General features: G+C 42.8%; 11 protein-coding genes and 1 other annotated feature. Of the genes, 4 read left to right on the forward strand and 7 right to left on the reverse strand.

The features are described from left to right. Positions 1-37: 37 nt before the first annotated feature. The gene (locus MHB63_11650; GenBank protein MEK3807186.1) at positions 38-667 is read left to right on the forward strand and encodes a nitrite reductase; all 630 of its coding nucleotides are present in this window, start codon (positions 38-40) and stop codon (positions 665-667) included. A 450-nt stretch (positions 668-1,117) separates the two neighbouring features. On the opposite strand, the gene metG is transcribed toward MHB63_11650, so the two are convergent. After that, positions 1,118-2,734 carry a methionine--tRNA ligase gene (metG, locus tag MHB63_11655; protein MEK3807187.1) on the reverse strand — a complete coding sequence of 539 codons (1,617 nt, stop codon included), beginning with the start codon at positions 2,732-2,734 and terminating at the stop codon, positions 1,118-1,120. Between the two features lie 51 nt (positions 2,735-2,785). Further along, positions 2,786-3,043 (reverse strand) — a binding site (T-box leader). Between the two features lie 161 nt (positions 3,044-3,204). On the opposite strand from metG, the gene MHB63_11660 reads away from it, so the two are divergent. Next, positions 3,205-4,170 carry a cell wall-binding repeat-containing protein gene (locus tag MHB63_11660; GenBank protein ID MEK3807188.1) on the forward strand — a complete coding sequence of 322 codons (966 nt, stop codon included), beginning with the start codon at positions 3,205-3,207 and terminating at the stop codon, positions 4,168-4,170. 94 nt (positions 4,171-4,264) lie between these two features. On the opposite strand, the gene MHB63_11665 is transcribed toward MHB63_11660, so the two are convergent. Both MHB63_11665 and MHB63_11670 read right to left on the reverse strand, forming a co-directional pair. Then, positions 4,265-5,188 (reverse strand): ABC transporter ATP-binding protein, encoded by a 924-nt coding sequence (locus tag MHB63_11665; protein ID MEK3807189.1) that lies wholly within the window; start codon positions 5,186-5,188, stop codon positions 4,265-4,267. Then, positions 5,188-5,883 (reverse strand): ABC transporter permease, encoded by a 696-nt coding sequence (locus MHB63_11670; GenBank protein ID MEK3807190.1) that lies wholly within the window; start codon positions 5,881-5,883, stop codon positions 5,188-5,190. The genes MHB63_11665 and MHB63_11670 overlap by 1 nt, the downstream gene beginning before the upstream one ends. A gap of 395 nt (positions 5,884-6,278) precedes the next feature. Here MHB63_11670 and MHB63_11675 point away from each other — a divergent pair, with 395 nt between their 5' ends. Both MHB63_11675 and MHB63_11680 read left to right on the forward strand, forming a co-directional pair. Further along, positions 6,279-6,773 carry a PH domain-containing protein gene (locus MHB63_11675; protein ID MEK3807191.1) on the forward strand — a complete coding sequence of 165 codons (495 nt, stop codon included), beginning with the start codon at positions 6,279-6,281 and terminating at the stop codon, positions 6,771-6,773. Then, the gene (locus tag MHB63_11680; protein MEK3807192.1) at positions 6,770-8,281 is read left to right on the forward strand and encodes a PH domain-containing protein; all 1,512 of its coding nucleotides are present in this window, start codon (positions 6,770-6,772) and stop codon (positions 8,279-8,281) included. Before MHB63_11675 ends, MHB63_11680 begins: the two co-directional genes overlap by 4 nt. A gap of 431 nt (positions 8,282-8,712) precedes the next feature. On the opposite strand, the gene MHB63_11685 is transcribed toward MHB63_11680, so the two are convergent. From MHB63_11685 to MHB63_11700, 4 genes are all read right to left on the reverse strand, one after another. Beyond that, complete coding sequence (locus tag MHB63_11685) at positions 8,713-9,462, reverse strand: PIG-L family deacetylase (GenBank protein MEK3807193.1); 750 nt, start codon at positions 9,460-9,462, stop codon at positions 8,713-8,715. 337 nt (positions 9,463-9,799) lie between these two features. Next, positions 9,800-10,723 carry a glycine betaine ABC transporter substrate-binding protein gene (locus tag MHB63_11690; protein ID MEK3807194.1) on the reverse strand — a complete coding sequence of 308 codons (924 nt, stop codon included), beginning with the start codon at positions 10,721-10,723 and terminating at the stop codon, positions 9,800-9,802. A gap of 17 nt (positions 10,724-10,740) precedes the next feature. Beyond that, positions 10,741-11,487, reverse strand: a complete 747-nt coding sequence (locus tag MHB63_11695; GenBank protein ID MEK3807195.1) for an ABC transporter permease — start codon at positions 11,485-11,487, stop codon at positions 10,741-10,743. Next, positions 11,462-12,466, reverse strand: coding sequence for an ABC transporter ATP-binding protein (locus MHB63_11700; GenBank protein ID MEK3807196.1), 1,005 nt, complete (start codon positions 12,464-12,466; stop codon positions 11,462-11,464). Before MHB63_11700 ends, MHB63_11695 begins: the two co-directional genes overlap by 26 nt. Positions 12,467-12,489 lie beyond the last annotated feature (23 nt).

A 12,489-nucleotide genomic window follows, 5' to 3' on the forward strand; every position in this document is an offset into this window, starting at 1 on the left:
AGGTATACTTAAAAGAAAACGGGGGAGTGTGCAGCTTTTGATCACAGAAGAAAAAACCGTTAAATTGGCGGTGAATGGAGGAATCGGCTTCGGGGCCAAATTGACCGCCAGGCAGCTTTTGACGCTTGCCGCCTATATGGAAGAGGACCAGGAACTTGAGCTCACAACCTTTCAGCAGCTCTATCTCGACATTCCTGAAAGCAGGCTGGAGGAAGCCAAAACAGCCTTTCAGCTCTGCGGCCTGCAGTGGTATCCTGTCGGCAGCTTTGTCAAAAGCCTGCGCACCTGCAACTTCTGCAAAGGAGCTGAAGAAGAAGGAATGCCCACCGCCATCGAACTGAACGAAAGAATACAGGGAAAACCGGTCCCGTTTCCGCTCAAAGCAGCCTACACCGGATGCCCGAATGCCTGTGGTGAGCCTCTCGTAAACGACATCGGCGTGATTAAAATGAAAGATACCTACGACCTGTACGTCGGCGGCAGGGCAAAAGGCATGAATGCCCAGACCGGCACGCTGCTGTTCGAAGGACTCACACCCGGGCAGCTGTATCAGGCTGTAGAGAAAGTTATTGATATTTACGCCGCGAACGGAAAAAAGCGGGAGTATTTTGCAAAGTTTATGAAACGGTACGGGGTGGAGAAGCTGAGAGGGGAAGTTTCTGTCTAGACTCTCTCAATCTTTTCACCCCGTTCTGGGCCGATAATAAATTACAGCAGAAGCCAATCCATTAGGGTTGGTCTTTTTTTGCGGGAAGAATCGGAAGAAGTAATCGAAAGATCGCAGAGTATTGCCACTTTCCGGGTGAAGTTTCCCCATTTGTGGCACCACTCCCCGTAGTGCCGTCACTTTTCATGTGAAAGCAGCTACGTTTGTGGCACCACTCCCCGTAGTGTCGCCACTTTTCATGTGAAAGCTGCTACGTTTGTGGCAATACTCCCCGTAGTGCAGCCACTTTTCATGTGAAAGCTTCCATGTTTGTGGTGCCATTCCCTGTAGTGCAGCCACTTTCCAGGTGAAGATTTCCCCAATTGTGGCGTCATTCTCCGTAGTGTAGCCACTTTTCAAAGGATAGCGTACACAATAGTGCCGCCATTCTCCTTTATGCTGCGGAGAATGTCACTTTTTAAGCTTTTCCGTTTCCTCAACAATCCTCTCCGGATCAATCCGTTCAAACAGCGGTTTCACATTCTGAACAGTAAAAGACTGCTCCTCTAAAAAAGCCCATTCATCCGCTGACAGCTTCAGTGTCTCCTGTATCCTGAGGCAGGAAAAAGGCAGAAAAGGCTGCAGGATAACCGACAAGTTGGCAATGGCCAGTGTACAGGTGTAGAGTACTTTTTGGCAGTCTTCTTTATCTTGTTTGACCGAGATCCATGGTTTCTTTTCGTCAAAGTATTTATTCAGGTGCCGGATTAAAGCGAAAATGGTTTCAAGCGCGGCTTTGAACTGACCTCTTTCAATCAGGGCTCCTGTCTGATGATAGATAGCCTTCATTTCCTGTTCAATCGCTTGATCAGCTGATCCTGCTATGGTTCCATCAAATGACTTTTCTATAAACTTTAACGTTCGGTTTACCAGATTCCCAAAGGCTCCGAGCAGCTCGCCGTTGTGAGAATGGATAAATTCTCTCCACGAAAAATCGGTGTCTCTTTTTTCCGGACCGTTAATGGTCAGAAAATAGCGGATGGAATCTGGATGATAGCGTTCAAGAAGATCAGGCGCCCAGACAGCCCAGTTCTGGCTGGTTGACAGCTTTCTTTTTTCAAGAGTTACATATTCACTGGAAATGATACGCTCCGGCCGTTTCAGTCCGCCAAGAGCTGTAAGGATACCAGGCCAGATGATGGTGTGAAACGGAATGTTGTCCTTGCCGTGAACGTAGTAGGAGGAAGCATCATCCTTCCAGAAGTCCTTCCAGTCCTCTCCGGTTTCTTCCGCCCAGAACCTGCTTGCAGATAAATAGCCTGATACCGCCTCGATCCAGACATAGATTTTTTTCTTTTCATAGCCTTTGACCGGAACCGGTACGCCAATCGGCAGGTCGCGTGTGGCACACCTGTCCTGAAGGCCTTCTGACAGGTATCGTTTTGTGAGATTCACCGCATTTTCCCGCCAATTTGAACCTTTTTCGAGAGCATACTCTTCCAGCGCTCCCTGAAGGGAAGCAAGACTGAAATAATAGTGGGCGGTTTCTCTGGCTTCAGGCTCATGCCCGCAAAGCTTGCATTCCTTGTCAATCAGATCAAGCGGGTCGAGAATGGCAGAGCACGCGTCGCACTGATCTCCCCGGGCCCGCGATGAACAGGAGGGACAAACGCCTTCCACATACCTGTCGGGCAGAAACTGTTCACAATGTCCGCAGTATGCCTGACGGGTTTCTTTTTCGTAAAGAGCCCCGTTCTCAAGCAGGGACAGGAAAATTTCCTGGACAGTCCTGTGGTGATGCGGCGAATCCGTTCTTGTATAACAGTCATAAGTAAATCCAAGTTTTGTAAAACAATCAGAAAATTCCCGGTGGTAGCGGTCTGCAATAACAGCTGCGTCCACGTTCTCTTGCCTTGCTCTGATTGAAATAGGTGTTCCGTTGCAGTCACTGCCCGAAACATAAAGCACCTTTTCTCCTTTCAGCCTGTAATAACGGGCCAGAAGATCTCCCGGCAAAAGACTTGCAATATGTCCGATATGCAGGGATCCATTTGCATACGGCCAAGCTCCTCCAATAAAAATACTCATCATTTTTCCTCCTTTTCCACGCAAAAAAACCCCGTCCATAGACTGAAACAGTCTAAGGACGAGGTTTGAAGTCGCGGTACCACCTTAGTTTACAGATCAATTGACCTGCCTTTGTCCGTACGGGGCGTGAAAGCCTGATACGTATGCCGTTGTAACGTCGGCAACCACGTCACAGTCTACTTGTGCACGTGCACGTTCGGTGTGAAGCTCAAAGGTCATTTTCCGTGCGGGCTGCCACGCTTCTTTTCAGCTGCCGAAGCTCTCTTTGGAGGTGTCCCTGCATGTACTTTTCCTTCTCATCGCTTTTCATTTGTTCTCATTTTATCCAAAAGAAGGAAGGTTGTAAAGGGTGGGATTTGTCGAAAAATTTTAGACTTTTTATGTAAGATATTGCAATTTATTGTATTACATTTTACCCGGTAAAAAAGTATAATTAAGAAGTTTGATAGACTATACAGGGGGATCTTTACATGAAAAAAACGATTGTACTATCTGCGTTATTTGCTCTAAGCCTTCCGTTTGCTCAAGTAAGTGCAGATGAAACAGCACCTACTTACCGCTATGCGGGAGAAAACCGCTTTGACACATCAGTGGCGCTTGCTGATGAGTGGCTTGAGTCAGAGGTGGCTGTTCTTGCCACTGGAAGAAATTATCCGGATGCGCTGAGTGCTACTCCGCTTGCTGTGAAGCACGAGGCACCGCTTCTTCTTACAGACACAAAGGCTGTACCAACAAAAGTGCTGGCAAAATTAAAAGACCTTGGCGTTACAAAGGTTTATCTGATTGGCGGAACTGGCGTTATTTCAGCTGATGTTGAAACTCAACTGAAAAATAACGGAGTAAAAACAATTGTCCGAATCGCTGGAAATGACAGATACGAAACATCTGTAAAAGTGGCAAAAGAAGTAGGAGTTGATGGCGGAATCGTTGTAGCTTCTGGTGAAAATTATCCGGATGCCCTTTCCATCGCTCCTGTTGCAGGAATCATTGGAGCTCCAATTCTTCTAACGCGCAGCGCTGATCTTCCGGGCGTTGTTAAGACGTATGTGAAAACAGCTGGTGCCGACTACTCCATTGTTGCGGGCGGATCTTCAGTCGTTTCTGCTAAAGCAGCTGCATCCCTTCCGGATATGACCAGACTTGGCGGAAGCAACCGTTATACAACAAACACTCAGATTGTAGATTATGCATTTGAGGAAGGAATCTATGACATGGACTATCCGTTCATCGCTACTGGCGCTGATTTCCCTGATGCCCTGTCTGCTTCTGCACTTGCAGCAGGCTGGTCGAACGGTATCATTCTAACTGATCCAAATGAGCCAAAAACAACGACAAAAGAGACTGTTCAGTATTATTCTGATCTGGTTGAAGAATATGAAATTGTCGGCGGAGTAAAAGCACTGCCTGACAGCACGGTTGCGAAACTGTTTCAATAAGAATGAGTGAGAGCCCTGATTAAGAATCAGGGCTTTTTTAAGTGTCATTTTTTATTTTTTATAGAAAAAAGCATTTCATTGGGCAATTATCCCCCTAAACAACGCTCTGTTCCTTACGAAGAAAGATATCCTGAAGAGTGGGCTCCTCTACTTCAACACGTAAGATATCAAGATCAGAGATAATCATGGCACGGATGACGGCTGAAATTTTATGTTCTTCTGCTACTGTAAAATGGACATATTCATTCGTATACACAATATCATCAGCCATGCCTGAAAGGACTTTCTTCAGCACGGTCTTTTTGCTGCCTATATCCTGCCTTAGTTTGATTGATACTCTGTACGCTTTTTGATGCTGCTTTTTCAGCTGGTCCATCGAACCAAGACTGCTGATAGTGCCGTCTCTCATAATGCCGATTTTTGTGCAGATTTTTTCTACCTCGTCAAGATTATGGGACGTCATGAAAATGGTTTTTCCTTCTTTATGGAGTTCAAGAATCAGGGAGTGTATGTCAAGGATGGATTCCGCATCTACACCTGAGGTTGGTTCGTCCAGAAAGATAAGGTCAGGATCATTAATGAGGGCCTGCGCAATTCCCAGCTTTTTTTTCATCCCGAAAGAAAATTTCTTGGTTTTTCTGTGAGCCGCCTCGCTTAAACCGACGCGATTCAGCAGATGGAGTAGATCAGCTTTGCTTTTTTTCGTCTTAAGGATGCTCGAATAAAACTCCAGGTGCTGCAAAGGGGATAGGTCATCATAAAAGGATGAATAATCAGGAAGGACGCCAATTTTGTCTTTCATTTTTTCTATCTCGTCCATGCCTGAACCGAGAAGCTTGTATTCACCGGAAGTAGGCAGGATGATGCCAGTTATCATATTAATAAATGTTGATTTACCGGCGCCATTTGTGCCAAGAAATCCAAAAATCTCTCCTGCTTCAATTGTTAGTGAAATGTCGTTAACGACTGTAGTTGCTCCATATTTCTTTGTCAGAGACTTCGTTTCAATCACGTTCATTAAAAATCCCTCTTTCTGAAGATAATGACCGATCCCATCACCATAAGCAAGGTTAAAATAAGCGTTAAATAACTGAGAGCCGGAGTGTCTGTAAAACTGAAGAAATAGTAGGGCGTAAAAACACTCAGGATATTAATGATCATATTGCTGTCACTCACAAGGCCCCATATTCCGATTACCGGCAGAGCTATGCTCAATATGATTCCTGAAAACATCGTCAGGGCAGGGCGGCCGATTATGATGCTCATCAGCAGGCTCAGTGCGATGAAATAGGATAAGAAAACGATGTTTTCAATAAAAGGAAGAAGATAAAATGATTGAGTAAAGATTGAAATCAGCACCAGTGCTGCAAACAGACAGGCAGTCCAGAAAGCTGTTATTCCAAAGAACTTGCCGAGCACAATGTCATCCCGTTTTACTTTTGTTATCAGAAATCTCATTGTTCTGCTCTGGGTTTCCCTATTGATGATGTCGTGAGAGAGACTTGTTACAAACAGCGGTCCAAAAAAATACATTAAAAACATCAGGCCTGATATGTATCCATTTTTAAGACCGAGTTCTTCTAGTTCCTGAGGGGGAATGCCGGACATTACATCACCTATCAAAAATGTCATCCCGGTTATAATCAGGATGAAAATGACAGACTTCATACTTTTAAATAAGCTAAGAAATTCTCTTCTGCAAATGGCAATCATGATAATCCTCCTTTTTTTTCATCATACAACGAAAAAATTAACCTAAAACAAACAACGGCTTAAACTTACCTTAAATTGTAAAAAACACGGGGGCAGTGCATTTTTGGGATCCTGCTTTGCAGATGATTCATTTCACAAAGCATCAAGCAAAAGAGATGAGGACATAAACAGAGTGGTTCTTGAACAAAAGCCTTCATATGATAGCGTCTTCAAAGATGGAATAAGCCGACTGCCTTCACGTATTTACTAGAAGAAAATAGGAATTAAGTAAAAAATAAGGATGTGTTTCGAAGAGGATAAGAATAAAGAGATAGAATGATGGTGGAAATGGAGTGGAAGCAGAGGTTTTTTCTCCTGAAAACAAAAAAGTTTAGACATTTAGGAAGTGACTATTTATGTATACTCAAATGAATGCACCTGAAAAAAGATTATCCAAGGATGCGGTTAAAGTTTGGCTTATTAGTGAAGCAATCACGAACCTTATTGGATTCATGATCCTTGGACTATTGTTTTACCTGGATTACCGCTTTTCATGGAAAGAATGGATTGGCTGGATTCTGATCGGCTTAACAGTGATTTCTGTAATAGGTTCTGTCTGGTCATGCATCAACCCGTTTTTGCTGTATAAAAACTGGCGCTACGATGTAGATGAAGAGTTTTTGCAAGTAAAGTCCGGCGTCTTATTTGAAGAGCATCAGCTAGTCCCAATGACAAAAATCCAATCGGTAGCAACCAAACAAGGTCCGTTACTCAGAAGATACGGACTCTGCACAATTTCTATTGAAACGATGGGATCATCCCATACAATTCCCGCTCTTTCCAAAGAGGTAGCTGCTTCATTGAGACATCAGATTGCCCGTTACGCAAAGATTAAGGAAATCGAATCATGACAGAGACGACACGATATCATCCACTGCTTGTTCTTTTTCGCTTATGGAAACTGGTCAAGAATTCCATTTTCTTTGTTGTTTACTTGTTCATAATTAAAGCTGATTCAGAATCTGCTTTTGTAGAGTATGGCAGGCTTCTTTTTTTCGCGGTCTTTGGAATCATCTTTATTTCCATCATCTTGAAGTGGTTTACTCACAAATACAAACTGGATGATCAATCTTTTCACCTTTATAATGGGATTTTCAGTAAATCAGAGCGAACCATCCCCTTTTCGAGCATTCAAAATGTGAATCGGCATACCTCTTTATTTCACAGGATGTTCCATGTAACGTCGACCAGTTTTGAAACGGGAATGACAGGGGAGGAAGCTGGGGTAAAATTTGAAGTGATTTCTCAATTAGATTCAGAACGAATCCAAGCCCATATAGCAAGGGCAGATCACAGCGGGCCGACCACGGTCTCTCCTGACGTTGCCAATATCGAATTATCTTCTCAAAAAGAAACGGAAAGAGTGAGTTTGAATCGAACCACTCATTTTAAACCTTCCAAATTGTCCATTTTAAAAGCATCCTTCACATCACTTAGCTTTTTGGTGCTTGTTCCTATAATCGGCTCTTTTTATTTTAAAATCGATGAGATTTTTCATGTGAAAGAAGAAGCAGAAGGTCTATTCTCTGCTGTCATGAGCTCAGCATGGCTGGTTATAGTCATCACCATCATACTCGTTGCTGCTTCAGCAGTTTTCGGCATTGTGCGGACATTCTTAAAATACGGGAAATATCACATCTCTTCAGACAATGAACGCATCTACATTACGAAAGGTATCATCGAAGAAACGACCTTTTCCATATCCAAAGATAAGGTGCAGGCGATCGAAATCAATCAATCCATCATGAAACGCTTGCTAGGACTTGCAGAAGTAAAACTGATAAGTGCAGGCAGTCTGAGTCTTGGCGAAGATACCCTTGAGATAAATTCTCTCTATCCATTTTTGCCTGTTAAAAGGGCATATGAAATGATATCTGAAATTTTGCCTACTTATGAGGTAACATCAAAGATGACTCGCCTGCCAGTCAAATCCCTTTGGGTCCGTATGTTTAAGCCGAGCTGGATTTGGATCACAGCAACGGCCGCCCTCTTTTATTTCAAACCGGCCGTTCTTGGTATGGAACAAGCTTGGTGGATATTATCCGCTGTCCTGTTCATCACGATCAAAGGAATAAGGGTGCTCGACTTTTTAAATACACGCTACACGTTGAACGATCGCTTCGTCCAATTCAAAACCGGCAGTCTGACTACGTGTTTATTCGTTTCCAAACGAGATAAAATCATTGAAGTAAAAGTAACCCGGAACATCTTGCAGAAAATGGCCGGCCTCGCATCGATCGGAACCATCAACCGGGCTAAGCCGGTCCGTCATGCCGGTGTCAGTGATGTGCCGTTGGAGATGGCTGCCTCGCTATACAAGTGGTATATGGAGCGGAGAAGGGAAATAGAAGTTGAATGAATTGTGGCTTAAACCCGTGTGCCGTATAAAGTGCCTTAAATTTATCCGGAAAGAGAGTAGTGATATGTATCATCATTTGTCTATATTCAAAAATTTCTTTTTCAACCTCAGAATCTACTATTTGGGTGTTTGTTGAATAACGATTGCTGCCGATGCCCAGTCTGCTTCTGCACTTGCAGCAGGCCTATTCAACAGTGTAATTCTGACAGATTCAAACGAGCCAAAAACAACAACAAAAGAGACTGTTCAGTTCTATTTCTGATTTAGTTGAAGGATATCAAGTTGTTGGCGGAGAAAAAGCACTGCCTGACAGCACGGTTGCAAAACTGTTTCAATAATAATGAGTGAGAGCCCTGTTGAAGAATCAGGGCTCTTTTTAGCAGAAGGAAAACAAAAAAGCATGCAGCTCAAAATCCTGCACGCTTTTTTGCTTATTCCTCTACGTAATTCGGAGAATGATATACGCTCTTCGGATTTCTCTCAAGGTTTAAAAATAATGGTTTGGCAGATTTCCAACCGATTGCATGAAAACCAAAACGCGGATTATTCACCTTGTAGGCTTTACTGGCATTAAGCAGCTTTTTCCGGAATCTATCACTCATTGGGTCTTCTGTACCCTGAGTAGTGTAATAGCCGTAATTAATATACAATCTCGTATCCTTGCTGATTTCCCCTTCATTATACAGGTCATTTAATGCTTCTCCAGCTACTCTATGATCGTTATGTAAATCATAATAGGAAAATCCCCGGTGCAATGCTCCCGGAAACTTCTTCTCGTAGGTTAAAATAATCTCCCTCATATTCTCCGTTGTTACTTTCCCATCTGGCAGGTCAATAAAATGAAGATTGTTCATATGAACTCCCAATGATTTAGCCGACCTCTTAAATTCCTTGTCTCTGATCTTGCCAAATTGCTCTGGCTCAATCTTCATCTGTTTAAAAACATTAGATGCCTGTCCATCTGTATACAGGACCAAGTGAACATCGTATCCGCTCTCAATGTGATTTAATATTCCGACTCCGAATGTTAAAAGTTCATCATCCTGGTGAGGTACGTAAAAGACGGCAACTGGATTCCCAGCGTTGCTCATTACCTTCTTTGAAGATGCATATGCAGCCTGATTTAAAAACGCAATCAACAGGAAAATTGTTACCAATAAAATGAGAAATCCTTTTTTCATTTTCTGCCCCTTAATTTAAAAGAATTATCCGTATTTAGTCCTTTAGACTTATAATGATAAGTTAAACATAACTATAGTTATGTTCGCAATAAAAATAATATAAAAATAATTTAATATAGTCCGACCTTTTAACTGGTACTATAATCCTTAGTTGATATGCAGCACGTCAGAATAGGTAAGGATCTATTGATTCACCTATGGAGCGAACCTCTTACCACGATGAACCTCTCTTCTCCTGTTCCCAATAAGATTATTGAGGTGTAGAGGATATATCGCACTGTGCTTTTACAGTGCAAAAAGGTGCCCAAGAACATAATTCTTGGGCACCCTCTCATGCTTATGATTTTATTAATTTGTTTTCTACAAGCCATGCTTTTGCCACTTCGTCGACACTTTTCTTCTTAAAATCAACTTGGTAATTCAAATCTGTAATGGTTGGATCGTCCAGTTTTTCAACGATAGGCTGCAATTCTTCTTTCAGCTTAGGGTGCTGCTTTAGAATATCTTCCCGGGTCGTAATGGCTCCGTTGTAAGCTGGGAAGAATACTTTATCGTCTTTCAGGTTTATTAGATCGTATGCCTTTATTCTTCCGTCTGTAGAATAAGCAACAGCTACATCAACATCTTCCTTATCCAAAGCCTGAATAGGAAGGCCGGTTTCCATTTTCTTGACGTTTTCAGCTCCGAATTCAAATCCGTAAACTTTTTCCACTGCGTCTAATCCGTCATCTTTCCGTCCTGTAAACTCTGCGTTTGATCCAAAGGTGAGTGTTCCAGGGTTTTTGTTTATATAGGCAGCCAGGTCACTGATTGATTCCAAGCCAAGTTCTTTTGCTTTTTCTTTTTTGACTAAAAGGGAGAACGTATTGTTAAAGGCAGCAGGGGCAAACCATTCAATGGCATTTTTGTCTTTATCGAGTTCTGAAAGCAAGTTATAGGATTTTTCAGGATCTGAAATAGGTTTTTCTTTTAAGTAGTTTACAAGAGCTGTACCGGTATAGTCCCAATACAGGTCAATCTGATTCTTTTCGAGGGCTTGTCTTGAAAGCTGTCCGCCCATCTGTCCGGCCTCTTCTACTTTGTATCCCTTGTCTTTGAGATAGAGAGCCGTAATTTTAGACAGCAAATAAGATTCTGTATGATACTTGGTGCCGACCGTAATGGTTTCATCCTTCTCTATTGAACTGCTTGAGCTTCCGCAAGCTGTTGTTACCGTAAAAATGAGTAATAAAATAAATGCGGTCCAAATCTTTTTTTTCATTGTCTAATCCTCCGTGATCATAAGTTGTTAGTTTTCTGCGAATAATTGATTCCCCGTGGTATAAGGATTTTTTCTAGATTTCTCAGGAAGAAATCCGCCATTACGGCAAGAAGCGTAACGGGTACAGCCCCTGAGAGAAGGTAGGAGTAATCGACCATTTCAATGCCTGTGAAAATATAATCTCCAAGCCCACCTCCTCCAATCAGATAGGCCAAAGCGGCACTTCCAATGTTTAGAACCACGGAAATCCTTACTCCAGCAGCGATTATGGAAAGCGAGTTTGGAATCTCCACCTTCCACAAAATTTGTAGGGGGGTTAGTCCAATTCCTTTCGCAGCGTCTTTTATCAGTGGATCAACCGCCTTGATTCCTTCAATTGTATTACGCAATATGGGAAGGAGCGAGTAGGCAAAAAGAGCGATGATGCTCGGGAGTGTTCCGATTCCCAGCACGAGCATGAGCAGGGCTAGGAAGGCTATGCTTGGAATCGTCTGACCGATATTTGCCAGTGCAACAATCACCCATTCCAGCCGTTGAAATCTCTTTCTTGTTATCAGTATGCCTGCCGGGACACTGATGAGGATGGCTAGAACAGATGAATAAAAGACCAGCGTTACATGTTGTTTAAGCAAGAACAAAAACTCATCAGTTGAATCCAATATAAGAGAGAAATAGCCGTTTGAGTAAGCCCAGTACAAAAAATAGATGGATGCAAAAGATGTTCCGTATTTCAAAAAATCAGAAAGCCACTTTCCTCTCTTCATGAACCCTTCTCCTTTCTTGTGCGGATAATGCTAAATACTCTTTGATGTTTTGATGGCTGATCCAGCCGGAGGTCTGATTCTCCTGGTTCTTCCACAAAATCAGGTCTCCGGGCTGCTCAAGAAGCAATTCAAGTGCTTCTTCCAGGGATGTATCAGGAGATACAGAGCTATCAACTTCTTTTCTGAACCCTTCTGTTTTCGTAAATCCTTGCTCAATTAAATCCTGTACCTTGAACAACGACAGCTGTTTGAATGTCCGTTTTTCACCTAGAAATCCTTCGATAAAAGTATTCTTAGGCTGCTGCAGAAGCTCTTTTGGAGTACCGTACTGGATGAGTTCGCCCTGATTGAATACAGCGATATAATCGGCCAATTTCAATGCTTCCGTCAGGTCATGACTGACAAAGAGAATGGTTTTTTTCAGCCGTCTTTGAATATCCAAAAATTCATCCTGCAGTCTAGAACGGACAATGGGATCGAGCGCGCTAAAGGGTTCATCCATTAATAAGATGGGAGGATCGACTGCCATTGCCCTCGCAATTCCAATCCTTTGTTGCTGGCCTCCGGATAGTTCATTTGGATATCGGTTTTTCAGCTCTTTTGCATTCAGACCGATAAGCTCCATCAGCTCATGGTAGCGAGTTTGTCTCTTTTCCTTATTCCATCCCAATAGCTTCGGTATGATGGTGATGTTTTTTTCAATCGTCATATTTGGAAACAATCCGTTATGCTGAATGACATAACCGATTCTTCTTCGGAGTTCAATTTCATCAATTGTCTTTATGTCCTGGCCGTTTATTTTGATTTCGCCACTGGTCAGAGCGTTTAATTTATTGACTGTCCTAAGCAATGTGGTTTTGCCGCAGCCGGATGGGCCAAGCAGTACGACAATTTTGCCTTCGGGCACTGCCAGGTTGACATTATTCAATGCTTTTACGGAAGATCCGTATGTTTTTGAAACGTTGTTGAATGTGATCATGCTGCACTCCTCCAAAAATAGAC

The organism is Bacillus sp. FSL H8-0547, from assembly GCA_038002745.1.
Taxonomy (GTDB): domain Bacteria; phylum Bacillota; class Bacilli; order Bacillales; family Bacillaceae; genus Bacillus_P.

Coding starts and splice junctions, on each gene's coding strand:
- metG (MEK3807187.1), bottom strand. CDS start 2,734: ATGAGTATTTTTATTGGAGGAGCTTGGCCGTATGCAAATGGATCCCTG.
- MHB63_11660 (MEK3807188.1), top strand. CDS start 3,205: ATGAAAAAAACGATTGTACTATCTGCGTTATTTGCTCTAAGCCTTCCG.
- MHB63_11670 (MEK3807190.1), bottom strand. CDS start 5,883: ATGATTGCCATTTGCAGAAGAGAATTTCTTAGCTTATTTAAAAGTATG.
- MHB63_11685 (MEK3807193.1), bottom strand. CDS start 9,462: ATGAAAAAAGGATTTCTCATTTTATTGGTAACAATTTTCCTGTTGATT.
- MHB63_11665 (MEK3807189.1), bottom strand. CDS start 5,188: ATGAACGTGATTGAAACGAAGTCTCTGACAAAGAAATATGGAGCAACT.
- MHB63_11695 (MEK3807195.1), bottom strand. CDS start 11,487: ATGAAGAGAGGAAAGTGGCTTTCTGATTTTTTGAAATACGGAACATCT.
- MHB63_11675 (MEK3807191.1), top strand. CDS start 6,279: ATGTATACTCAAATGAATGCACCTGAAAAAAGATTATCCAAGGATGCG.
- MHB63_11690 (MEK3807194.1), bottom strand. CDS start 10,723: ATGAAAAAAAAGATTTGGACCGCATTTATTTTATTACTCATTTTTACG.
- MHB63_11680 (MEK3807192.1), top strand. CDS start 6,770: ATGACAGAGACGACACGATATCATCCACTGCTTGTTCTTTTTCGCTTA.
- MHB63_11700 (MEK3807196.1), bottom strand. CDS start 12,466: ATGATCACATTCAACAACGTTTCAAAAACATACGGATCTTCCGTAAAA.